This is a genomic window from Chryseobacterium sp. CS3K3.1 (assembly GCF_059515165.1).
The window spans coordinates 367151-390787 of sequence record NZ_JCAKRV010000001.1 but is presented as its reverse complement, the minus strand read 5'-3'; the positions used below and the strand labels follow the sequence as shown (position 1 = coordinate 390787).

At 38.1% G+C, this 23637-nt stretch carries 24 protein-coding genes; 15 read left to right on the top strand and 9 right to left on the bottom strand.

Going from position 1 to position 23637, the window contains the following annotated elements:
• Positions 1 to 100 precede the first annotated feature (100 nt).
• Positions 101 to 391, top strand: a complete 291-nt coding sequence (locus AC5YGI_RS01705) for a hypothetical protein (RefSeq protein WP_496167349.1) — start codon at positions 101 to 103, stop codon at positions 389 to 391.
• Positions 392 to 471: 80 nt separating this feature from the next.
• Here AC5YGI_RS01705 and AC5YGI_RS01700 read toward each other — a convergent pair whose 3' ends face one another.
• From AC5YGI_RS01700 to AC5YGI_RS01690, 3 genes are all read right to left on the bottom strand, one after another.
• Positions 472 to 1698: a spondin domain-containing protein gene (locus tag AC5YGI_RS01700; protein ID WP_496167348.1), complete on the bottom strand. Its 1227-nt coding sequence runs from the start codon at positions 1696 to 1698 to the stop codon at positions 472 to 474.
• 130 nt (positions 1699 to 1828) lie between these two features.
• Positions 1829 to 2305: a YdeI/OmpD-associated family protein gene (locus AC5YGI_RS01695; RefSeq protein ID WP_496167347.1), complete on the bottom strand. Its 477-nt coding sequence runs from the start codon at positions 2303 to 2305 to the stop codon at positions 1829 to 1831.
• 84 nt (positions 2306 to 2389) lie between these two features.
• Positions 2390 to 4594 (bottom strand): S46 family peptidase, encoded by a 2205-nt coding sequence (locus AC5YGI_RS01690; RefSeq protein ID WP_446107066.1) that lies wholly within the window; start codon positions 4592 to 4594, stop codon positions 2390 to 2392.
• An 86-nt stretch (positions 4595 to 4680) separates the two neighbouring features.
• On the opposite strand from AC5YGI_RS01690, the gene AC5YGI_RS01685 reads away from it, so the two are divergent.
• A complete protein-coding gene (locus tag AC5YGI_RS01685) occupies positions 4681 to 5115 on the top strand; it encodes an META domain-containing protein (protein ID WP_496167345.1) in 435 nt (144 codons plus the stop codon).
• 104 nt (positions 5116 to 5219) lie between these two features.
• On the opposite strand, the gene AC5YGI_RS01680 is transcribed toward AC5YGI_RS01685, so the two are convergent.
• The 4 genes from AC5YGI_RS01680 to AC5YGI_RS01665 all read right to left on the bottom strand — a co-directional run bounded on the left by AC5YGI_RS01680 (position 5220) and on the right by AC5YGI_RS01665 (position 9503).
• Positions 5220 to 5639, bottom strand: coding sequence for a hypothetical protein (locus AC5YGI_RS01680; RefSeq protein WP_110009079.1), 420 nt, complete (start codon positions 5637 to 5639; stop codon positions 5220 to 5222).
• A 6-nt stretch (positions 5640 to 5645) separates the two neighbouring features.
• On the bottom strand, positions 5646 to 8168 hold the full coding sequence (locus AC5YGI_RS01675) for a beta strand repeat-containing protein (protein WP_446107064.1): 2523 nt from the start codon (positions 8166 to 8168) through the stop codon (positions 5646 to 5648).
• A 6-nt stretch (positions 8169 to 8174) separates the two neighbouring features.
• On the bottom strand, positions 8175 to 8648 hold the full coding sequence (locus AC5YGI_RS01670; protein ID WP_496167343.1) for a T9SS type A sorting domain-containing protein: 474 nt from the start codon (positions 8646 to 8648) through the stop codon (positions 8175 to 8177).
• Positions 8649 to 8795: 147 nt separating this feature from the next.
• Entirely contained in the window at positions 8796 to 9503 is a 708-nt protein-coding gene (locus AC5YGI_RS01665) for a LytR/AlgR family response regulator transcription factor (RefSeq protein WP_496167342.1), read from the bottom strand.
• Positions 9504 to 9696: 193 nt separating this feature from the next.
• Between AC5YGI_RS01665 and hflX the strand changes: the two genes are divergently transcribed.
• The 9 genes from hflX to AC5YGI_RS01620 all read left to right on the top strand — a co-directional run bounded on the left by hflX (position 9697) and on the right by AC5YGI_RS01620 (position 19164).
• On the top strand, positions 9697 to 10920 hold the full coding sequence (gene hflX / locus AC5YGI_RS01660; RefSeq protein ID WP_062673053.1) for a GTPase HflX: 1224 nt from the start codon (positions 9697 to 9699) through the stop codon (positions 10918 to 10920).
• Positions 10920 to 11555, top strand: a complete 636-nt coding sequence (locus AC5YGI_RS01655; protein WP_330744857.1) for a DUF4919 domain-containing protein — start codon at positions 10920 to 10922, stop codon at positions 11553 to 11555. The genes hflX and AC5YGI_RS01655 overlap by 1 nt, the downstream gene beginning before the upstream one ends.
• 20 nt (positions 11556 to 11575) lie before the next feature.
• Positions 11576 to 12862, top strand: coding sequence for a cation:proton antiporter (locus AC5YGI_RS01650; RefSeq protein ID WP_227941223.1), 1287 nt, complete (start codon positions 11576 to 11578; stop codon positions 12860 to 12862).
• A 6-nt stretch (positions 12863 to 12868) separates the two neighbouring features.
• A complete protein-coding gene (locus AC5YGI_RS01645; protein WP_330744859.1) occupies positions 12869 to 13585 on the top strand; it encodes a DNA alkylation repair protein in 717 nt (238 codons plus the stop codon).
• 131 nt (positions 13586 to 13716) lie between these two features.
• Entirely contained in the window at positions 13717 to 14385 is a 669-nt protein-coding gene (locus AC5YGI_RS01640; RefSeq protein WP_496167341.1) for a hypothetical protein, read from the top strand.
• A gap of 17 nt (positions 14386 to 14402) precedes the next feature.
• On the top strand, positions 14403 to 16421 hold the full coding sequence (locus tag AC5YGI_RS01635) for a hypothetical protein (RefSeq protein WP_496167340.1): 2019 nt from the start codon (positions 14403 to 14405) through the stop codon (positions 16419 to 16421).
• The gene (locus AC5YGI_RS01630; RefSeq protein WP_496167339.1) at positions 16422 to 17660 is read left to right on the top strand and encodes a hypothetical protein; all 1239 of its coding nucleotides are present in this window, start codon (positions 16422 to 16424) and stop codon (positions 17658 to 17660) included. It begins immediately after the preceding gene.
• A 28-nt stretch (positions 17661 to 17688) separates the two neighbouring features.
• Complete coding sequence (locus AC5YGI_RS01625; protein ID WP_446107060.1) at positions 17689 to 18027, top strand: DUF6122 family protein; 339 nt, start codon at positions 17689 to 17691, stop codon at positions 18025 to 18027.
• A 66-nt stretch (positions 18028 to 18093) separates the two neighbouring features.
• On the top strand, positions 18094 to 19164 hold the full coding sequence (locus tag AC5YGI_RS01620; RefSeq protein WP_330744864.1) for a calcium:cation antiporter: 1071 nt from the start codon (positions 18094 to 18096) through the stop codon (positions 19162 to 19164).
• 114 nt (positions 19165 to 19278) lie between these two features.
• Here the strand turns inward: AC5YGI_RS01620 and AC5YGI_RS01615 are convergent, their stop codons facing one another.
• A complete protein-coding gene (locus AC5YGI_RS01615; protein WP_330744865.1) occupies positions 19279 to 19659 on the bottom strand; it encodes a group III truncated hemoglobin in 381 nt (126 codons plus the stop codon).
• 200 nt (positions 19660 to 19859) lie between these two features.
• On the opposite strand from AC5YGI_RS01615, the gene AC5YGI_RS01610 reads away from it, so the two are divergent.
• The 4 genes from AC5YGI_RS01610 to AC5YGI_RS01595 all read left to right on the top strand — a co-directional run bounded on the left by AC5YGI_RS01610 (position 19860) and on the right by AC5YGI_RS01595 (position 23119).
• Positions 19860 to 20852 carry a hypothetical protein gene (locus AC5YGI_RS01610; RefSeq protein WP_330744866.1) on the top strand — a complete coding sequence of 331 codons (993 nt, stop codon included), beginning with the start codon at positions 19860 to 19862 and terminating at the stop codon, positions 20850 to 20852.
• 270 nt (positions 20853 to 21122) lie between these two features.
• Positions 21123 to 22094, top strand: a complete 972-nt coding sequence (locus tag AC5YGI_RS01605) for an ion channel (RefSeq protein WP_330744867.1) — start codon at positions 21123 to 21125, stop codon at positions 22092 to 22094.
• Positions 22094 to 22582, top strand: a complete 489-nt coding sequence (locus AC5YGI_RS01600; protein ID WP_330744868.1) for a YkgJ family cysteine cluster protein — start codon at positions 22094 to 22096, stop codon at positions 22580 to 22582. Before AC5YGI_RS01605 ends, AC5YGI_RS01600 begins: the two co-directional genes overlap by 1 nt.
• A 234-nt stretch (positions 22583 to 22816) precedes the next feature.
• On the top strand, positions 22817 to 23119 hold the full coding sequence (locus tag AC5YGI_RS01595) for a hypothetical protein (protein WP_110009093.1): 303 nt from the start codon (positions 22817 to 22819) through the stop codon (positions 23117 to 23119).
• Positions 23120 to 23160: 41 nt separating this feature from the next.
• Here AC5YGI_RS01595 and AC5YGI_RS01590 read toward each other — a convergent pair whose 3' ends face one another.
• The gene (locus AC5YGI_RS01590) at positions 23161 to 23529 is read right to left on the bottom strand and encodes an iron chaperone (RefSeq protein ID WP_330744869.1); all 369 of its coding nucleotides are present in this window, start codon (positions 23527 to 23529) and stop codon (positions 23161 to 23163) included.
• Positions 23530 to 23637: the final 108 nt, after the last annotated feature.

Below are 23637 nucleotides of genomic sequence, written 5' to 3'. Positions count from 1 at the left end.
AAATACGTCAGGTTTTGTCGCAGTGAACCAGGATATTTGTATCAGGGTAATGAGAAATCTTATTTCATTTCCTTAATTAACTGAAAACCAAACAGGATAGATGAATAACGTTATTGTATTGTCAAAAGATTTCGCTGCCAATGAAAGTGCAGTGGTGGATATTAAATCCCGGGGATTTGTAAATCCATTGGGAGTTCTTACCTTTCAAAACAAAACAGGACAGTCTGCACAATTTCTATGGCAGGGAGATACATTCTATAACAGAGAAAATGCCGGATATTTTAAAGAAATAAATAACGACCTGGGAGTGAAGGTAAGCCATTATGAAGGCTTTATAACCGTTATCAATGGAGGAGGGAAACAATATCTGGAAGGAGCACTGAAACAATAATAAAACGGATACACTTTTATTTTCCGAACAGCATAATAAAAAAGGTCAAACAGTATTGTCTGACCTTTCTTATCTGAAGATTATTTGATGGTTACTTTAATCACATTTTGTACAGCAGGAACAGGATAATGGGTTCCTACTTTGGAAATACTTATGTTTTCACTTTGTGGAGTTCCGCCAAACAGAGCCTGATGATTTCCGGCTCCCGGATATTGGTCAATGCCCGTTCCGGAATCAAATAATGAAGTTTTTGAACTAAGGTCTCCTTTAGTATTCGCATCAATATTTTGTTCATTGGCATAGAACCAGTCATTGGAAAATCCGAACATTGTTACGTAGGCAATTTTATCGCCCGGCTCAGCATTAAAACTTGTTGTTACTTTGCTTCCCGGTGCTACGGGAGCACTCCCTGCAACATATACACCTTTTACATCAGATAGAGATTTCAGACTATTTTGAAGCTTGGCTGCATTTCCGAACTGTGCAATGTCTTTCAGGCCCATTCCGCTGTCTGATTTTCCTAATTCATAAATTGGATTTTTATCGCCGCGGTACACAACCACCAGGGCAGGAGAAAGCCCGGTCATAATTCCTGTGCTGGCGTTCAGTTTCGTCATCATTTTATTTATATTTCCCATTTGAGCAATATCTGTAATCTCAGGATTCGATAAAGCGTTAGGAGTAAAAAACGGAGCACTGTTCAACAGCTGAGAGCCATTATAGTTGGAGACCGCCCATACACCTGGAGAAAAAGGAGTTTCGTTGGCCGTTCCGCCGGAGGTATTGGTAATAGTGAGCGTAAACTCCGAACTTACATCATTGTAAGAGAGATTGAGTTTCATAAGCTGAGAAGCATTGACGTTAGGAACCTGCATGACAGGCTTGCTTTCAGCTTGCCCGGTGGTATCATTTTTGGTTCCGTTATCCCATAACCGGACACTTGAAGAAACATCTCCGGTAATAGCATTTCCATTAGCGTCAAACAATTTGATACCCGGCTGTTGGGATGCGAAAAACCAGTCTTTTGAATCTCCGTACATCGTAGCAAACATTAAAGCCTGAGTTTTTCCTGCACTGAATGTAACAGAAACCGATTGTCCGGGCATAATCACAGGAGGAGTTCCCGTTCCCTGAAAACTTCCGCTTTGCACAAAATCTTTGGGAGTTACAACGTTTTCAAAAGTAATAGTTCTTTGAAAAGCCATATCCGTTATCATGCCATTACCCGAATCACGGCATGAAGAAAGAGTGAATGCAGCTAGAGTAGCTGCTGCTAAAACTGATGTTCTGAAAATAAACCTGTTCATAAAAGTAAATTTTTATAGTTATAATTGATATCTGTAACTATAGTCGGCTACTTTTTGAGATCCTGACAAAAAATATTTTCTAAATTCAGTTTTTTCAGGTATAGTTTTTTAGAATGAAAAATAAAATCAATTATATTCCCTTTTTCCCCTCCAGAATCATCTGGATCATTTTTATCTTTCGGTTTTCTCTGGTTTCAGGTTTCTTGGCTTCCTCAATCCAGCGGATGTATTCCTTTCTGTGGGTGTAGCTCATGGCATCAAATAAGGCTTTTGCTCCCGGATTTTCTTTAAAAACAAGGGCAATATCATCTGCAATTTCAACCACTCTTTCCTCCTTGTCTTCAATAAGGGATACGGAAACCTCATCTCCGAAGGTTTTACCAAGTTGCTTTCTGATCTCCTGTGTCAAACCTAAAATATGACAGTCGGATTTCATTTTGGCAAGACTTCCGCGGTATTCAACTTTATCATCAAACAGGGCTTTTATCTTTACCTGTCCTTTTTTGTGAAACAATTCCTCTGTAGAGAATGGAAATTCTACAAACGCAGCATTCATTGCGCCGTTCTGCTGAATAATGGCTGTAAATTCGATACGTTCAGGATTCATGATAAATAAATATTTTAATAATCAAAAATAAAAAAACCGTGAAAAGTAAATTTCACGGTTTCAAAAATATATCAGATAAGATGATTATTTTTTAACTTTCTTAGGCATTGTTGTAGTACCTGAGTTTTTAGTTTTTGTATCAGCAGGAGTGTTTGCGTCTCTTACAAGCTTCAATTCATCAACTATTCTTCTTGCCCCCGCAAACTTATCGATTGTCCAAAGAACAAAACGAACGTCTACGTTGATGGTTTTCTGCCATTCTGGCTCGAATACGATATCACCGCTTAATGCTTCGCTGTTTCCGTCAAAAGCGATACCGATAAGGTTACCGTCTCCGTCAATTACCGGAGAACCTGAGTTACCACCTGTAATATCGTTGTTTGAAAGGAAGTTTACAGGCATATAACCTGCAGCATCAGCATACTGACCGAAATCTTTAAGGTTGTAAAGATCAATCACTCTTTGAGGAAGATCAAATTCTTCATCCCCTTTCTTGTATTTTCCAACAAGACCAGTCATATCTGTATAGTAGTTATCAGTAATTCCGAAATAGTTTCTGTCATTTCTGATAGGTAATTTATCTACAGTTCCGTAAGTTAATCTCATTGTAGAGTTAGCATCCGGGTAGAATTTCTTCTCAGGCATAGCCTTCATTAATCCAGCTAAGAACAGACGGTTGTTTTTTGCAAAGTTGTCATCTATTTTTACAAATCTGTCTGTGCTTATCTTTTGATCAGCAACAATTCCGTTAGCTGCTTTCCAAAGCGGGTCAGCATCAAGCTTCAATGCATCAGGATTCAATAAGAAGTTCGTTGCAGAAGTCTTATTAGCAAAGATTGAAGAATACGCCAAATTAGAAACCGTCTTAGCATCCAGTCCTAAAATAGTAGCGGAAGCAACTTCCGGGTTTTTAACTCTTGCCTGGTAAAGGCTGGTCATAGCAGCAAGCATTTCTCCTTCCAAAGCTGGATTGAAGTTTTCATAAGCAGCTTTGATAGCAGCTTCTGTTTTAGCTTTCATCGCTAATCTTCCCTGCATATCCTGAGCAGCATATGCTTTAAGAGCAGATCCTACCTGAGCAGCAAGGGTAATATATTTTGCATTTCTTGTAAATTGAGTTGCATAGTTTCTTTCAACATTTCTATCAGAAACTTGCTTGTAGTAGATACCAATATCTTCTAAAACGCCATTGTATTGATCATTTCCTGGCATTGCAGCCCACTTATTGTAAGTTTCCTCAATCTTTTGTTTGTCAGAAATAGTTCCGTTTTTCTCTACAGCATCGATAGTTCCCTGTCTGTTTTTCCAGTAGTTAGCTACAGAAGCATATTGAGAAGCATAGTTAAGCTGAGTCGCCTTATCCTTGTCCATGTATTTTTTCATAACATCCATAGCCAGTTTAGAAGCTTCAACCCATGCCGGGTAATCTTTAGTTACCATTTGCTGAATTCCGTAAGAAGTCAGGTAACGGTTTGTTCTTCCAGGGTATCCTAAGATCATTGAGAAGTCACCAGGCTTAATTCCTTTAAGAGAAACCGGAAGGAAATGCTTAGGCTTCAGCGGAGTATTGCTTGGAGAATATTCAGCAGGATTTCCTGCAGCATCAGCATACACTCTGAAAACGGTGAAGTCTGCAGTGTGTCTTGGCCATTCCCAGTTATCTGTATCTCCTCCGAATTTTCCTAATGATGAAGGCGGAGCACCTACCAATCTGATATCTTTATAATCCTGGTATACGAAATAGTAGAATTCATTTCCGTTGAAGAAATCTTTTACGACTACCGTATATTTTCCGTTTTCAGAGTTTTCTGTCTGGATAGCCTTAGTTTCAGCATCGATAACAGCTTTTCTCTCTGCTCCGGTCATATTGTTGTTTAGCTTAGAATTGATTCTTTGCGTAGCATCATCCATTCTTACTAAAAATCTTACATAAAGATCCTTTGCATTGAATTCGTCTTTCTGTTTCATTGCCCAGAAACCGTTCTTCAAATAATCTTTTTCTGGTGTAGAAGCCGCAGCAACAGCACCGTAACCACAGTGGTGGTTGGTAAATATAAGTCCTTTATCAGAAACAATCTCCCCCGTACAGAAACCACCGAAACTTACGATAGCATCTTTTAAGCTTGAATTGTTCACTGAATAAATTTCTTCAGGCGTAAGATGCAGACCTTCTTTTTGCATATCAACACCGTTAAGTCTTTTGATGAGCATTAGCAGCCACATCCCCTCATCCGCCCTCATCTGAGCAAAGCCCAGTAAGAAAGTGAATAGTAGAAATAGTCTTTTCATTTTATAAAATAATTTTTGTGTCGCTAATTTACTAATTTTTACGAGATTCTGTCCCGGAATGGTATGAAAATGGGATGATAATTCACATGAAAAAGATACTATTACCACTTTTTACAGTTTTACTTTTAGGAGTTGTTTTGAGCTGTTCTTCAGTACCTGCCAAAGATCCCTTTCTTCAAAGGCAATGGATGCTGGTTTCTTTTGATGGTTTTTCAAAAGACCAATTAATGGCTAATAAAGCCAAATTCAATCTGACAGCCAATAAGGTAAAGGGTAAAATTCAGGCAAGCTCTTATATGGGATGCAACCGGATGTCTTTTATGACTGAATTTAAAACAGGAGGAAATGTGAAAATCTCAAAAGGAGCGAGTACCATGAAAGCCTGTCAGGATATGAATCTTGAAATGTCTTTTCAGAAGAAAATAGAAACGATGACTCATTATTCTATTGAAGGGCATTTTCTGACTTTATCCGATGATCGTGGAAATTCAATGAAATTTGTAGCTGCTGATTGGGATTAATGATGCTCCCTTACCATACAAAAGTCCGCCTTGCAGCGGACTTCTTTGTTTGAAAAATCTAGTTTGGTTATCAGCTTTTTGAGGTTATTAGCCTTTGAGAGTTATTAGTTTTTGGGAATCGTTTTTTTTATTTCTTCCAGAGTTGCTGTGTTAGGCAGCCCGGTAACATTCATTTTTGTGTTCCTAGAATTTGTAGTATTGTGATATGCCTGTCTGTTGGGAATTGTTTTTTTGAGGTCTTCAAGACTAGCTGTGTTGGGGAGAAGCTTGCCTGAATTGTCTGCAGCTGCTTTGGTTTTAGATTCCTGTTTTTTTACTTCAAGGCTTTGATCAGAAGCAAGACCTGAGTTTACGGTTTTCTTTTCATTATTTTCCTTGGCTTCCTGCATGAGTTTAGCCTGCTGTTCCTGTGCCTGTTTTACAACCAGTGTCTGATCTTCCTCTGTCGGAGCTGCCTTTTTATTTTCCTGCGCATAGATAATAGTGCTTAAAAATAATAACGGGATAATGTATGCTATTTTCATGACGGTTTATTTTATGTTGACTAATACTTGAATTTTTCCAATCTCTTTTTGGTCATAATCCTGAAGTGCTTTTCCGATTACCTGACCAATTTTTACCTTTTTAATATTGGCTTTCATGGCAACACCTGCTTTAGATGAAGTTACCAGGAGATCCCCTCTTTTTATTTTTCCGTTTTCAAGGCATACTTTGGTTGGAATAACACCAATAACACCCATTGGCGCTTTATTGGAAATATCAATGTCGATGTGCTCTTCCGTAAGCAGTACCCCCGGTTTGGTAGCATACACTCCTGCAACAAGAGTAGAATAGGGCGTTGATGATTTTTCAACCGTTCTGTCTGCTTTTGTTGAAATAACAAGAATATCACCAGGTTCATATTCGGAAATGTTTCCTTTAACATCAAAAGCTTCTGCAACGTCAGCACCACTGTTTTGTGTACCACCATTGAAAAATCCTTTTCCGGTATTATCGATACGGGCAACATTTACGGTTCCCGGGTTTCCGGATTTAAACAGAGCCAAAGATCCTGCGCTGTGGGTTTCTACAGTAAGTGCAGGGTTCGTATTTGATGTATTAAAATTAACAAATCTGGCTGCCCGGCCATTACTAAAATTAGGTACCCAGGCATAAATAGCATTTCCTGTTCCGTCTGCAGTGGTTTCTACACCATCTCCAGTGTTGGATGCATTAGCGGTGATACCATTACCATTACCATCTGCAATGGCAATCAAGGCAGGGCCGTTCCCTGCAGGATTGGATGCGTGGAAAAGGCCTGCATATCCTCCGGTTCCGGAAGATACTCCATAAATTCCTGCTGTGCCGAAGTTGGCAAACTGTGAATTGACTTCTCCTCTTACTGCAGGAGAGGTTCCGGTCACTTTATCTACCTTGAAATTACCTGCAATACCGTTTCCAACAGTGGTTACAGTGATGACATCGCTGGTGTTTGATTCATTGAAAATATTAAATCGTCCGGCACGTCCGGTAGCAAAAGAAGGAACCCATGCATAAAGCGCATTTCCGGCACCATCAATATTGGTCTCAACCCCATTTCCGTCTTTACCTGCATTGGCTGTAATGGCGTTACCGTTACCGTCTGTCAAGGCGATCAATGATGCTCCGTTTCCGGCAGGATTGGAAGCGTAGAATAGCCCGGCTCGTCCTCCGGTTCCGGATGAAACACCAAAAATAGCGGCAGCACCAAAATTTCCAAAAATAGTATTGACTTCCCCTCTTACGGCAGCTCCTACACTATTGGTATTATTGAGTACAAAAGAAGCAGCATTACCTTTGGTATTATCAGGGATGTTTCCATTTCCGTTAGATGCCACTTCAAAAGTATTAGCATCAGTATTTGTATTGTTGAAATTTTCAAATCTTCCCGCACGTCCGGTACTGTTATTTAAACCTACCTGACCGTAAACACCAATACCCGTTCCGGCTGTATTGGTAGCTACAAATCCTCTTACTCCATATCCGCCTCCGTCATTACGGCCTACGACTGCTCCGGCAATATCACTGGTGGTTCTGCCCACTACAGCTTCACCACCACCGTTGTTATCGCCTACAACACCGGCGGAAGTCTGTGAGGAAGTTATTCCATGCAGCCCAAATCCGGCTCCTGTAGAACTTCTGACTCCGGCTCCGTTTCCTGAAGTGGTAACATTGATAACTGTACCGTTTCCTACACTGGATGCACTGAGGGCAACATTATTATTCGCATTATTAAAGATTGAAATACTTGCGGGAATCCCGTTATTACTGGTAGCGGTAAGACCTGTTCCTGTATTACTGTTGGCGTAAACCCCGGTTCCGTTGGCGCTGGCATTACCATATACACCCAGTCCGTTCGGAGTAACACCATATACTCCCCAGCCGCTTCCGGCCTGGCTTCCGTAAACCCCGACTCCAAGTCCTCCTGTACCATTGTTAATACCACGTACAGCACTGGAAAATCCACCGGGAGAAGCACTGTTTACAATTCCTCTTACTGCAGAAATATTGGATGTGGTAGTGTTATTTACTCCCTCCAGGGAAGTACCATCTCCATCGTTGATCAATGAAAACAGAGTCGAAGCATTATTAACAGTTGTGCTGTAAGGAATGGCAAAGCTTCCGCCACCGCCACCCGCAGATTTGGCATACATTGCATAAGGAACACTTAACAGCTGGCTGGTTCCTACTATGGTATAGCTGGTTCCTCCGGCAGGATCTGTTTCTGTTTTTAAATAATAGCTTCCTGCAGGCCAGTTGATGGTAGCGAATGTTCCTGTAAGTACAGTTCCGGTTCCTATTTCAAGGCTGATAAGTCCGTTGGCATTTGTGTTTCCGGTGAGTCTTTCAGAGTAGACTGCGGCTCCGGCAGGAGATCCCTGTAATATGCTTACTTTTACAGCAATGGCTTGATTGACTAATAGTTGTCCGGATCCGTTTCTCATGACAGCCTGGTAGCTCATTTTTTCCGGAGCCTGAGAAAGTCCCATAAAGAAACCTATCAGAATCCAAAACAGTGATAATATTTTTTTCATGGCATTTTATTTTTTAATGATTTTAAAAGTTTTGATATTTTCCCCATTTTGGGTAATTCTGATAATGTACATAGCAGACGGAAGTGAGGAGAAATTAAGCTCAGATTTTGATTGTGAAATCTTATCTTTTTTTACCAGCTTGCCTTGAGCATCAAATAGCTGATATTCTGACCCTTTAAAATTATTTGAAGTAAAATCCAAATACAGATAATCTTTAAAAGGATTAGGATATAACAAAATGTCTTTGAGTTCAGAGGAATTTTCCAGAGTGGTAAGTGTGATGATTTCGTAAGGCTGTTGAACACCTTCGAGAACTTGTCCTGTTCCTTTTTCGAGGTAGGTTGTCTGGCCTACACTGTAAGAAACAAAACCATTAGCTGCTGATACATCCAGTCCGGTTGCCAAAACTGCAGATTGTGCGTGCAGTATGGGGATGGAAAAGACAGACAGAATAATACAGTAAATAGATATTCTTTCCATGGATAACAGTTTTGGTGATTAATAGATGTGTTTTCTTGGGGAATTTGGGAAGACTAAATTACCACCTATCTCCATTGATTGGCAGGAAAATAGACCAACGGCAGAAATAATCGACCAATGGCATTGGTGAATTATTATGATGTGTTTTTAAGGATTAAAAAAGGAAAGATTGTCCTTGTAAGTTCGGCCGATAGGAAGTTTTATACGATGCGGAAGTTCTATTTCGTGACAGCTTTTTCCGCGGATAAGATGACGTGGAACGGCATAGCTTCTGTGTATTCTGACAAAAGAATGAAAAAAACTTTTTTGCAGAAGATTTCCCAGCGAATGTAAAATACAATGATTTTTTTCAAGTGTGATGATTCTGGTGTAATCTTTCAGAGCTTCCAGGTAAAGAATATCTTTCATTTTAATCTGAAAAACATGACCACCTTCTTTTATTTTGATGCAGTTTTCTCCAACCATGGCATCATAGCATTCACATTTTTCTTTTACTTCAAAAAAATCAAAAAGCTTTTCCATGGAATAATGAAAGCGTTCTGCGGTAAGTGGTTTAGTAATAAAATCTAAAGTATTAATCTCAAAAGCTCCGGCGGCCAGTTCGGGATGAGAGCTTACGAAAATACAGGCAGGGATCTTATGGGCCAGCTTTCTGAACTCAAGACCGTTCATCCCCTTTAAATTGGTTTCGGTAATCAGGAGATCAACAGGAATGTCAAGATAGGGAACTGCCTTTTCAGCAGAGTCGAAAGTGGCAACAATTTCAATGTTTTGATATTGCCTGATATAATGCTGAAGAACCAGCCTGTCCAGTTCATCATCATCAATAATCATACATTTGATATGGGTAACCATGATATGCCGGAGATTAGTTTTTGATTTAAATAATTAAAAATCAGAAATTTATTATATAAAGTTATTGATTTTTTATAAATCATTCATCAGTAAACTTAAATTTATATTAAAATATGTTATTAAATAAAAATTGATTTTGTTTTTTTTCTGAAAAATATTAACTTGTAAAAATCATAAACATAGACAGAACTTAATGTTAGAAAAGAAAGAACATAACTATGAGAAAGCTGTCCTGGTGGGTGTTATTACCCAGAATCAGGATGAAGAAAAACTGACGGAGTATTTGGATGAACTTGAGTTTTTAGCTTTCACAGCAGGAGCAACCGTACAAAAGCGCTTTACCCAAAAATTAACTCAGCCTGATTCCAAAACCTTTATCGGTAGCGGAAAAGCCATCGAGATAAAAGAATATGTAAAAGAAAACGAGATCGGAACCGTAATTTTCGATGATGAACTCTCTCCTTCACAGCTTAAAAACCTGGAAAGGGAAATGGAGGTTAAAATCCTGGACCGTACCAATCTTATTCTTGATATTTTTGCCCAAAGAGCACAAACTTCTTATGCAAGAACTCAGGTGGAGCTGGCACAATACCAGTATCTTTTACCACGACTGACAAGAATGTGGACCCACCTTGAGCGTCAGAAAGGGGGAATCGGGATGAGAGGTCCCGGAGAAACGGAGATTGAAACTGACCGTCGTATTATCCGTGACAGAATTACATTGCTGAAAGAGAAACTGAAGACGATAGACAAGCAGATGGCTACCCAGCGTAACAACCGTGGGAAAGTGGTTCGTGCTGCTTTGGTAGGATATACCAACGTAGGGAAATCTACCCTGATGAATTCCATTTCAAAATCTGAAGTTTTTGCCGAAAATAAATTATTCGCTACACTGGATACCACGGTAAGAAAAGTAGTAATTGGAAATTTACCGTTTCTGTTGACCGATACCGTAGGGTTTATCAGAAAACTTCCTACTCAGCTGGTAGAATCTTTTAAATCTACATTGGATGAGGTTCGTGAAGCTGATCTTTTGATTCATGTGGTGGATATTTCTCACGAAAGCTTTGAAGATCATATAGAATCTGTAAATCATATCCTGATGGAAATCAACGCTCATCAGAAGCCAATGATTATGGTTTTCAATAAAATTGACGATTTCAGCTACGAGAAAAAGGATGAAGATGATCTTACGCCTTCAACCCGTAAAAATATTTCTCTTGAGGAATGGAAAAAGACGTGGATGGCAAAGTCAAAGTATCCGACAGTTTTCATCTCTGCATTAACGAAAGAAAACTTCCCGGAAATGAAGAAAATGATCTATGATGAGGTCATGAAGATTCATATTTCCAGATTTCCATACAACGATTTTCTTTTCGAATATTTCGACAACGACGAAGAAGAAAGCAACAATTAATGAAGTATCACTTTTTCCTTTTATTCATCATGTTTTCGGTTTTTGGGTTCAGCCAGAAATCAAAAATTGATTTAAAAGCTATTGAGAAAAGTCTCAGGACTTCCGATTCGCCGTACAATTATGAGAAGCTTATTTTCAAATTTAAAGGATACCCAAAGTCTCTGGATAGTATAGAAGCTCAATATCTGTATTACGGAAGAAATTTTAGGAGCGATAAAATAAGCACATCGGGAGACAGCTTTAAAAGTCTTGTAGAAGCCTTTAAGCAAAATAATTTTGCAGACTGTATCAAGCAGGGAAAAGCTTTGTATGGTAAAGATCCTACCAACCTGGATATTCTGTTGATCCTTCTTAGGGCCTATGATTCAGTAAAAGATGGAAATAACTTTGTACACCATCTGAACCAGTTCCGTACCCTTACCGAAGGAATAAGAAGTTCCGGAGACGGAAAATCCGAGAAAACAGCCTATATCGTCAATTCGGTAGGAGATGAATATATTCTGCTCAACATTCTGAATATTGGACAGGATTATACCAGGAGTTCAAAAGCTTCTAAAGATGCGATGTTTGATATATGGGAAAAGGACGGGAAGCAGATTTATATCAAAATACTCTATTTGGAACTCACCAATTAATCTTAAAATAAAAACACTTAGTGGAATTATATTATTCATTTTCAGCATTAATCGTATTAGCATCAATATTTGCCTATCTTAATTATAGGTTTTTAAAACTTCCGAGTACCATCGGAATTATGGTCATTGCCATTGTGGTTTCTATTTTTCTGGTCCTGTTCGGAGAAACGGTTCTTCCCAGAACTTTCGGACATCTTCATAACCTTATGAACGGAATAGATTTTACAGAAGTTCTGATGGGTGCCATGCTTAATTTTCTGCTCTTTGCAGGAGGAATTCATATTAATATTAATGACCTGAAAGAACAGTTCAGACCTGTAGTGATATTTTCCACAGTAGGGGTTGTTATTTCTACCTTTGTTGTAGGATTCGGAATGTTTTATCTTCTTCCTTATGTGGGGGTTAAACTTCCTTTTATCTACTGTCTTGTTTTCGGCGCCTTGATTTCTCCTACCGATCCGGTAGCGGTTCTGAGTGTCCTGAAGCAAGCCAATGTATCCAAATCACTGGAAACAAAAGTAGCCGGAGAGTCTCTTTTCAATGACGGTATGGCAGTTGTCGTTTTTACAGTGATTTTACAGCTGGCCATCGGAAAAGAAGTGGATCTGAGTGTTGAAACGATAGGATTGCTTCTCCTTAAGGAAGCTGGTGGAGGTCTTTTACTCGGGGTTCTGTTAGGATGGGTTACTTCAAGATTGATGCGTGAAGTGGATGATTATATTATCTCCGTATTAGTAACGCTTTCAGTGGTAATGGGAGGTTATCTTATTGCCCGTCAGATGCATATCTCAGGACCATTGACTATGGTGGCGGCAGGATTATTTATGGGAAATTTCAACAGAAGTTTCAAAATGAAGTCTGTTACCCAGGATTATCTGATCAAATTCTGGGAATTGATAGATGAGATTCTGAATGCGGTATTATTCCTGTTCATTGGCTTTGAACTTTTGATGATTAAAGATCTGAGACATTTTATGATTCCGGGCTTAGTGGCCATTGTGGTGGTTTTGCTGGCAAGATTTATTTCGATCTGGGGACCTACAAAATTTACTTCCCTGAGAAGAAGTTTCAGCCCACAGACGGTGAAAGTGCTGGTTTGGGGAGGAATCCGGGGAGGAGTTTCCATTGCATTGGCGATGTCTATCCCTAAAAGTGAATACAGTGAAATTATTTTAAGTATTACCTACTGTGTTGTCGTATTCTCAATCATTGTTCAGGGACTTACCATTGCTAAAGTGGCCAATCCGAATAAGATTGCCAAAGAAGAAGAGGAGCAGGAAAATATTGCTGTAGAAGAAAACGCTTAAAATCATATGAGCATTGTTAAAGAAATACAGGAAGCCCTTGCTGTTTTGTCCATTCCTGAAAAGGCGGAGTTTTTTCCGAGATTTTTCAAAACAGGAAAAGGAGAATATGGCGAAGGTGACTTGTTTCTGGGCGTAAAAGTTCCGGATCAGCGCTCTGTGGCCAAAGAATATTACTCAAAAATAAGCTTAAAAGAACTCAGCTCATTACTTTCTTCAACATATCACGAGCATAGGCTGACAGCTCTTTTTATGCTGATTTTAAAATTTGAAAAAACAAAAGATAAGGCGGTAAAAGAAGAGGTGGTCGCTTTTTATCTGGATCATCTTCCTTATATCAATAACTGGGATCTGGTAGATTCTACCTGCTATAAAATTTTAGGCAGATATGCTTATGAAAATCAGAAAGAAAGCCTTCTTAAGCAACTCTCGGAATCTGATGAGATGTGGCATAAAAGAATTGCTGTAGTGGGTACAATGCATTATATAAAAAAAGGATCATTTGATCTGACCAAAGAATTTGTCACCAGAAATCTTAAACACTCCCATGACCTGATGCACAAAGCAAATGGATGGCTGCTAAGAGAAATGGGAAATAAAAATGAAGGAGAACTGATCAGCTATCTGAATCTGCACTACAAAGAAATGCCCAGAACCTGTCTTCGGTATGCTATTGAAAAACTGGATGAAGATCTTCGCCAGGATTATCTTAAAGGGCGTGTTTAAAAATAAAATACGGAAGCAATACCGTATTTTCCCCTGAAAAAGTACCGGGAAACAGCTATTTATGCCCAAAAAATCAAAGATTATAAGGATGTAAGGCCAGAATTAAGTAATTTTGTGCTTTTAACCTGATCATGAAAAAAATATTAAAACTATTTCTACTTCTGCTTCCCCTGCTTTTTTTAACAAGCTGCTTCGATATCCTGGATAAGGTGAACGTAAAAGCTGATGGTACAGGAGAGTATACTATTATTCTTAACGCCAGTAAGAGCAAGACAAGACTGGCTTCCATCTCAAAAATGGAAACCATCAACGGAAAAAAAGTTCCTAAAAAGTCAGAAATTGAAAATAAAATCAATGAAGCTGCCAGAATTTTTAAAGGAACTCCCGGAATCAGCAATGTGAAAACCTCCATGGATTTTGATAATTACATCATCAAACTGAGCTGTAATTTCAAAAAAATTGAAAATATCAATGCCGGTCTGGAAAAACTGAAAGTCCAGAAAATATTGGGTAAAATGGTTCCAACCCAGGTGTACAGCCAGAATCTTGAAAAAAAGACCCTGACAAGGAATAAAGTCAATACTTTCAAAGCTGACTACGACAAGATGAGTAAGGCAGACAAAGAAGTTTTTAATGATGCGAAATATACTTCCATCATGCAGTTTGAAACTCCAGTGAAATCACAATCGAATACTACTTACGTGCTTTCTCCCAACAAGAAAGCTCTTAAACTGGAAGCTGATATTCTGGACCTCATCCTTCAAAAAAAGCAAATTCAAAATACCATTCTTTTTCAATAAATTTCTAAACTATAGTCATGAAATCTATCTTATTAAAAACGCAAACCATTATTTTCGTTCTCTTTGGCTTTACATTGGTTTTGGGCCAAAACAGTATGAAAATCCCTTCCGATGCCGTATTTTATATGGAAGTCAACGGAAAGCAGCTTAATAATAAAATCAACTGGGATAAACTGAATCCTTTGCTGCATGAGCTCAGCAAAAAGAGTAAAGAAAAGCTTTCGTGGACAGATTATTCCAAAACAGGAATTAAATATGACGCTGTTCAATACCATTACGCAAGTTTTAATGATTCTATTAAGACCTACAATACTCATTTTATCATTGATAATAAAGAAAAGTTTCAGGAGTTCATTAACTCTGTGAAGAAAAAAGGACAGGAAGTTTCCAGCAGAAAGAATTATTCCTATGTAGATATCAATGATGATGTTTTTGTAGCGTGGAACGGGAGCCGTGCTGTTCTCAGTATGATCAGCTATACCAAACCTTATAAGGATCTTTGGGCAGAGGAAGCAGTTGCAGACAGTACTGCTGTTGCAGTGGTAGACTCCGCTTACGCAGAGCCGGGTGATACAGTGTATACCGAAGAACCGGAAAAACCTTTCAATTATAAAGAAGAAATTAAAAGTCTGAAAGAAGATATCAAATACCTGAAAGAAAGTATTAAAGAAAACAACAACGAGATTGCAAGAATCCAGAAAGACATCAAATACCTGGAAAAACATCATAAATATCCTGCAGAGAAAGAAAATGCTGAGAATTCTGAAAATGGAGAGGAAATGCCTGATGCGGAATATGATGAGGAAGAAGATAAAGCCTATCAAAAAGAGCAGGACTCTATCAGGAGAGAAAATTTTAAGGTGGTTAAAAAGAACGCTGAAGATCGTTTCGACCAATATTTCAGTTCAAATTTAGAGATTGAAGTTCCTAAGGAAATGCTTTCATTCAGAGATGCCAATTCCGATGTTTTTGTGTACACAGACTATGGAAGAATTGTAAATGAAGGGATCTATGGAAAAATGACGAAGTATTATGGCTACGGACAGTTTTTCAAAAACATGTACAATTCCAATTATGTATACAATCTGTATTTCGATAAAGATAAAGTAAGACTTGTCAATAATTATCAGCACAAAAATGCTGACATTCAAAAGAATATTTCTGCCATTTATAAAGGGAAGAAAAACAAAAAACTGCTGGAGCTGATCAATGAAAAAAGTGTCGGTTACTATGCTATGAATGTGAATGGGGCAAAATGTTTCGACATGATGTACAGCCTTCTTCAGAATTCCGGAGAAAATGAGTACAAAAAAGAAATGGAACTGATCATGGAAACTATGAAGATAGTGCTGGATGAAGAAGCCATTGCTAAAATTGCACCCGGAAACGGAATCTTTGTTTTGAATGAATTGAAATCCAAAACCGTAGAATATACCGATTATGAATATGATGCAGATTTCAATGAAAAAGAAGTAAAGAAAACCAAAGAAATTGCTGTTCCTAACTTCACTTTCGCTTTTGCAACAGAGAATGAAGGCTATTGGAATCGTATTTTTGATATGCTGACCACCAATAAAAAGTTGTCTGAAAGATTCTCTAAAAAAGGAAATGTATACACCTTTAAGGAAGAAAAAAACGGCGGCTATGTTGATCAGTTATTCTTTACTGTGAAAGATGGGGTGGTGTACTTAATGAGTGCTGCAGATAATAATTTACCGGTAAACCAATCTGATATTTCCAGAAAATGGGCAAAAGACTCCGCTAAATATCCATTGTCCGGCAGACTGGATATCCAGAAGCTTTTAACAGGATTAGACAAAGAATTCAAAACTCCGAAAGAAAGAAAAACATTAGAGGCGATCAAAAAAAATGTTGGAGAACTGTATTATAAAACTGAAGTAAAAGGGGAAAGCATCCAGACTGAGATGAATTATAACATCAAAGATTCTTCAGAAAACAGCCTAATGTATTTCTTTGATATATTCGATCAGGTTTTTAAAGCTAAAGAAACAGAAAAGAAGCCTCAAATTTTATAGATGAACAAAAAGAAGATTATTGTCCCGTTATTTTTATTGCTTGCTGTTGCAGTCTATTTTGTGGCTTTTCACAAAGATAAAAGCCTTCAGTATATTCCTGATAACGCAGATGCAGTCGTCTTAATCGACACGAAGAAATTAACGGGACAATACCTCTTCAGTTTAGTAACCCATCCTTCAAAATGGTCCGGAAGCAAAGTAAAGAGTAAAACCTCCGGTTCACTGAAAGATTCAGGAATCAGAATTCCGGATTTTCTACAGATATTTCATATTAAAGACACTAAATTTTCAGAATGGTACAGTGTTTTAGAGCTTAAAGATTCGCAAAAATTCATTACCTATTTAAAGAAACAAAACTTTGTGGCCAAAGGAAATAACCTTTTTCAGAAAGATCAGTTTTTCTTTATGATCAACGGGAACCATTGTATTGCAGGAACTTCTGACCTCGCTTTTGGAACCATTCAGAAAAAACTTCTCCACCAATCCGGACATCCTGTTTGGGAGGCAGGCCGTTTTATTCAAAATACAGTGGGAAGCATTTCATTCATTTCAGGGCAGAAAATCCAAAACTTTTCCATTGAGCTAAATGAGGATGAAATTGAAATCAATAATAATTCAAACCCAGAGATTTTTAATACGATTGCTTCAAAAGCTGAGACAGGAAATTATTTTCTGGAACTTGAATTAGACAAAGAAAACATCAGGAATTTTACCCGTTTTTTCAAAAAAAGCATAGCAGATTCTTCACAGATAACATCTTTAAAGGCTGCTGCAGAGCTTAGACAGATCAATGATACCATCGTCACTTATGAATATGATGATAATTTTAATGAAGTTGAAAAAAAGACGGTTCAAAAGATCACCCAGCCCAGCTATATGATCGATATTCTGAGTAATGATCCTGAGAAAACCTGGCAATATTTCCAGTCTGAAAAATGGATCAACAATGAAAATCAATTTACTGCAATTCCCTTTCAACCTAATAAAATCACGCAAAATAATAAAGGTGTTGCGATAAAATCAACCCGAAATCCGATATCATTACCCGGCAGGTTAAAGCAAAACTATATTATAATCAGAAATAATGCATTGCTGTATTCATCTTTGAAAATGCTGAGTGACAGTGAAAAAAAGATCATTTCTGACATCGATTATGTGTTGTATGGGAACAAGGCTCAGAATTATTGGGTAAAAATAAAAGCGAAGAAAGGAGAATTACCCTTACTTTTACGGTGGTAAGCACAGAACCCGAATAAAACTTTCTTAAATGGCTCCATCAGATATCGCACTGCTCAAAACTTTTACCCATTATTTTTTGCATCTTGTTTTTCCGGTCTTTATTGCATTGATTTTTTATCGTAAAAACTGGAAAAGGGCTTATTTTATTCTTCTTGCTACGATGCTGGTAGATCTTGATCATCTTTTCGCCAATCCAATTTTTGATCCTTCAAGAGGAAGCATAGGTTTTCATTTCTTACATTCTTATTATGCCATTGCGGTGTATTTTTTGCTGTTGTTCTTTAAAGGAAATATCAGGATAATAGGAATCGGGCTTTTGTTTCATATGTTCACAGATTATCAGGATTTTAACTTCTGGCCTCATTAAAATATTATTAATATTTTCTTTTAATATTGAAATTATTATAGATTTTTTGTATTTTGTAGTCACGATATGAGACTAAAAGAACTTTTACATTATACCTATATTTTTCCTATTCTGGCAGTAGGATACTACTTTTCCGGTTTGATGGGAAGTGGTGTTCTTTATGATATTCTTGCCGGTATTTTATTAATCGGAAGTGTTTTATCTGCAGTACATCATGCTGAAGTGGTAGCTCATAAAGTAGGAGAACCTTTCGGAACGATTATCCTGGCTCTTTGTATCACCATTATTGAAGTGGCGCTTATCATCTCGCTGATGGTTGCCGGCGGAGATCAGGCGATCACGCTGGCCAGAGATACCGTTTTTGCTGCCGTAATGCTTATTCTTAATGGAATTCTGGGGATATGTATTCTGGTAGGCGGCGTTAAATATCACGAGCAGTTCTTTGCAAGGACTTCAGCAACTACTTATCTGGTGAGTATTGTTTCCATCCTGGTGCTTACCCTTGTTCTTCCCAATTTTACTTCAAGTGTCAACGGACCTTTCTATAACGAAGCACAGCTTATTTTTATATCCATTGCGTGTCTTGCCATTTACGGGGTTTTCCTGATGGTGCAGACCGTGCGCCACAGAAGCTACTTTATTGTTCCTGATGAGCATCCTGAGGAACATTATATTCCTTCGTTATCAAAAACCCTTATCAGCTTTATTTTTCTGGTAATTTGTCTTGTTATTGTCGTGCTGATGGCGAAAGGATTATCCGATACTATAGAAGGAATGGTACAAAGCCTTGGAGCTCCGAAATCTCTGGTGGGAGTCATTATTGCTGCCGTGGTTCTTCTCCCGGAAGGGGTTGCAGCGATCCGTGCGGCAAGAGCCAATCAAATCCAGTCCAGCTTAAATCTGGCATTGGGTTCTGCACTGGCAAGTATTGGTCTTACTATTCCTGCGGTTTCAGTAGTCTGCATCATGTACGATATTCCGCTTGTATTAGGGCTGGATAAAAAAGACATTATTCTGCTTTCTTTATCTGTATTTATCGTAATGCTTTCATTGAGCCGGGGTAAGACAAACATCCTTTACGGAACCGTTCTTTTGGTGAATCTGGCAGCCTATATCTTTACAGTGATTGTTCCTTAAGAAAAAAGACAGGAAGATTGGAAAAATAACCGCAAATCTGTTGATCATCAAAATCCCAGAACTTAACGACGGGATTTTGTAACTCTTATGCCATAACCCGGATCCCGAATCCCGTTATAACCTTCTCGCCAGCTCCATTTTAAAGGCCATTAGTTTGGCTATATTCTCTGACTTGTAAATCGCCATATCTGCATTTTCGCCTACGAAATTTTCTTCAATAGTAGTACGCCAAAGCAGCAGCCATCGGTCAAAATGTTTCTGTTCCATAGCCTGTATCTCGTTAATCGGGAAGTGTACGCCCATTGGGTTTCCTTTATAAGTCATCTGCCCGAAAAGGATAGACTCCCAGAAAGAATACATTTTAGGGAGATGCTGATCCCAGTCTACCTTAGCGATATCATTAAAAAAGAAACCGATGGTTTCATCTTTAACGACCTTGTTGTAAAATGAATTCACAAGGTGCTCAATGTCTTCTCTTGATTCAAGCTTTTTCATAGTTCAAAGTTAGTATAATTCGTATTAAAAACTCCATTCCCGAAATTGATAAATTTCATATTAACAGTGTTTTAGAGTAAAACAAGATAGGATAAGAAGAAAAATTGGGAAAGATTAAAATTTGATTAATTCGCAAAAAAACGCCTAAAAAGAATTCATTTTTTGTAAATTTAATTATTAAACACTAAAAAATTATTAAAATGATCAAAAAAATCAATTCTATTTGTATTCTCTTATTGATGTTTTCGGTATCATGTTCAAGGGATGAAGTGAGTGCTATTAATGATGATTCGGAAAAAGTAAATTATTCTGAACTAAACAAATCACAGATGACGGAGGCAGAGATGCTTCAGCAGGGCTGGAAAATTGTAGATGAGTTTAAATTACCAGGGAATAATAGTTTGGGTGCCAGCTATAGTTCGCCAAATGAAGAGCGTGAAATCCCTTTCAAGGCAAATCACCTGAAAGATATGGGATATGATGTCAGTTATTCCGGAGAAAGAACACGGTTGAAAAACGTTTTTGCTTATTCCGGCCAGGTTCCGGATGGAATTATATTTAATCCTGACCTTTCTGTAGACGGAGATGCCCGGAATACAGCTCCAAACCCTAATGTTTCCATTGTTTTGGGAACTCCTGAGGTGACTATAAAAACAGACGGTGCAGATCTGCCGGACAATGCCTATACTACGGAGGCAATTAACAATGGCGACAGAGAAAGTGAAATTACCGTAACGTATTCTTATAAAAAAGGATATTCTACTTCCTGGAAACGTACTGTATCGGGTTCATTTGAAGTGGCAGCTTCAGTATCCGTTGATATTCCGCTGGTTGCAAAAGCTTCGGCAAGTACAAAAGTTGTGGTGGGAGGAGATACCACGGAAGGTACGGAAAATTCTGAAGAAATTACCGAAACCAGCAGCTACAAGACCATTGTGCCCGCTCATTCTAAAAAAACGATTTCTGTCCTTACAAAATTGAAGGGATCATCTGTTGAATACTTTGTACCGATGAAATTAAAAGGAAGATTACAGGCGAACTTTCCTTCTCCCGTAGATGGCCATTACTATTGGGCTTTTCCTATTGAAAGTTTCCCTGATTTTTTGACCAATATACACGGAGAGTCCGGGATCGTAAAATCTATCAGCAATGTAAGTGTTACGGTAATGGAGTCGCCCGCACAAAAGATATAAAACTACTTTAATAAACAATAAAAACACAGCAGACATTCGGAATTTCTGCTGTTTTTTGTGCTTGTTATCTGCGTAAAGTTCAATTAAACCGCTGAGAAAGCCATCTGCCATCTGAATAGTAAAGTTTAAAAATGATTACTACAAAGCATTGATGTCTTAATGGATTCTATTCTTAACTTTGCTTTTTAAATGTTGAAAGAATGAGCTGATCATCAACTGGCTTATTGGTAGAGGAAAATCATCATATAATAAAGTCAAAATGATAATTAAATGACAGGAGGATTCAGAAAAAAGATCCGTCAGAAAAATGCGGAGAACAGCGGCTTCGGAACCAATGCATCCGGAAGGTTCATCAACAAAGACGGTCTCCCGAATGTTCAGAGAAGGGGAGTGAATGTTTTTAACAGGCTAAGCTGGTACCACACCATGCTGAATCTCTCTTCATTCCGTTTTATATCTTATCTGGTTATTGCTTATATTATCATTAATTTACTGTTTGCAATGATCTATTACCTGATTGGGGTAGAGCATCTTACCGGAATTGATAAGAGTGATCCGCTCAATGAATTTATCGATGTCTTTTTCTTCAGTTCCCAGACATTTACTACGGTTGGATATGGAAGAATAGCTCCTGTAGGCTTTTTGGCAAGTCTTGTTGCCACATTTGAAGCTTTTCTGGGATTGCTTACCTTTGCCATTGCAACAGGGCTTTTCTACGGAAGATTTTCAAGACCCCGGGCATATCTTAGATTTTCTGATATAGCAGTTATTGCTCCTTTTCAGGAATCTTCAGCATTAATGTTCAGGCTTGCTCCTTATAAGAATAATGCATTGACGGATGCAGATGTAATCGTATCGGTTGCTATTGAAGTTGTGGAAAACGGAGTTGCCAAAAGCAATTTTTACCGGCTTACAACACAGATGAGTAAGATCAATACACTGGCCCTCAACTGGACTGTAGTGCATAAGATTGATGAAAACTCGCCGTTTTATGGCTTTTCCGAAGAGGATTTTAAAAATACGGATCTTGAGCTTATTGTGCAGGTTCGTGCATTTGATGAAGTATTTTCAAACACTGTGGTTCAAAGATCTTCTTATACTACGGGAGAAATTGTATATGGGGCCAAATTTGTTCCGATGTATTATCCAAATAAGGAAAACCTTTCAACAGTACTGGATCTGGATAAAATCAATGAATATAAGAAAGAAGAGCTTCCGGAATCAGTGAGAAATAAAGAATAATGGATTTAGATTTTTATAAAAAACAGGCGATACAAAAGCAGAAAGAGCACAAGAAATTTCTGGACGGATTGAAGAAAAAACCGCCCAAAAATCTCGATTATATCGTGCAGGAGATCCATGATGAAGTTTTTGAGGAAATTGACTGCCTGCAGTGTGCCAATTGCTGCAAAACAACAGGCCCGCTTTATACTGAAAAAGATATTGAGCGAATTGCCAAACATCTCAGAATGAAGTCCGCAGACTTTGAAGCAAAGTTTTTAAGAGTGGATGAAGATAATGACAAAGTGCTGCAAAATCTTCCCTGCTTTTTTCTGAACAGCGATAATACATGCTCTATCTACGATGTAAGACCGAAAGCCTGTCGTGAATATCCTCATACAGACCGTAAGAAGATTTATCAGATCAATAACCTGATGCTGAAAAACACAGTAATCTGCCCGGCGGCATTTGAATTTGTAGAAAAAATGATGAAAAATGTGGCGAAGTAAGCCTAAGGCGGGGAGCTGGATGATGGAAGCAGGAAGCTTTCATCGTTGATCATAAAACTGTTATTTCTACTCTAAAAAACTTCAGCCTCCAGCATTACTCTTCCAGCAAAATCATCCGGACTCATTTTTGCAAATTCCTCTTAAATAATTATAAAGTACGTTAAATAAACTTTTTACGCATAATTTTCTAAATGATGCTTCGTTTAAGTTAAACAATCATTTAAATATTACATTATGAAAAAGTTATTTTTAACGGCAGCGTTTACATTAGTCGGAGTAATCGCAGTATCAGCACAGTCAACACCACAAAAGCCAGCCGATACTTCTACTAATAACCCTACGACAACTCAAACCCAACAAACGAATACGCAGACTACAAGTCCTGCGGATCCAAAGAATCAACAGGACAAATCACCTGCCACTACAATGGAAACTGCACCGGCAACTGATCCGTCAGTAAGTACAACACCTACTGATGCAACAAAGCCTGCAGATACTCCTAAAGAGGAAAAGAAAGACAAAAAGAAGAAAAAGTAAGCACTTTAGCAAACACTAGTCGGATCCTGAAATCTTGTATTTCAGGATTTTTTTTGTTCAATTTCTTGTGCTCTGAACAGGATGATCTTAATGATCAGATCGAGCGGAAGATTTTCATGAATTGGAAACTGCACGGCTCCTTTAGAGAATTTATATTTTCTCTTTTTAAAAGCTGTCTCAAAAGTACGGATGCCTTCAGCTCCCGGATAGAATCCGATATGCTTTTTATATCCGGCAAAATAAACCAAAGGTTTTCCTTTGTGCCGGAAGGCGGGCATCTGATACCCAATATATTCTTCAATATCCGGAACCTGTAGATGGATTACTTTTCTAAGTTCTTGAAGTTTCTTCTGTACTTCTACCGGAAACAGAAGAATATATTCATCAATATTGGTAAAGGTGTTTTGCATGATATAAAAATAAAAAAAAAGCACTGCATATAGCAGCGCTTTCTCCTTTCACTTTTTACTTTTTTCCCATTATCCCGGGAACAGGCTATATCAAAAAAGGTCGGGATT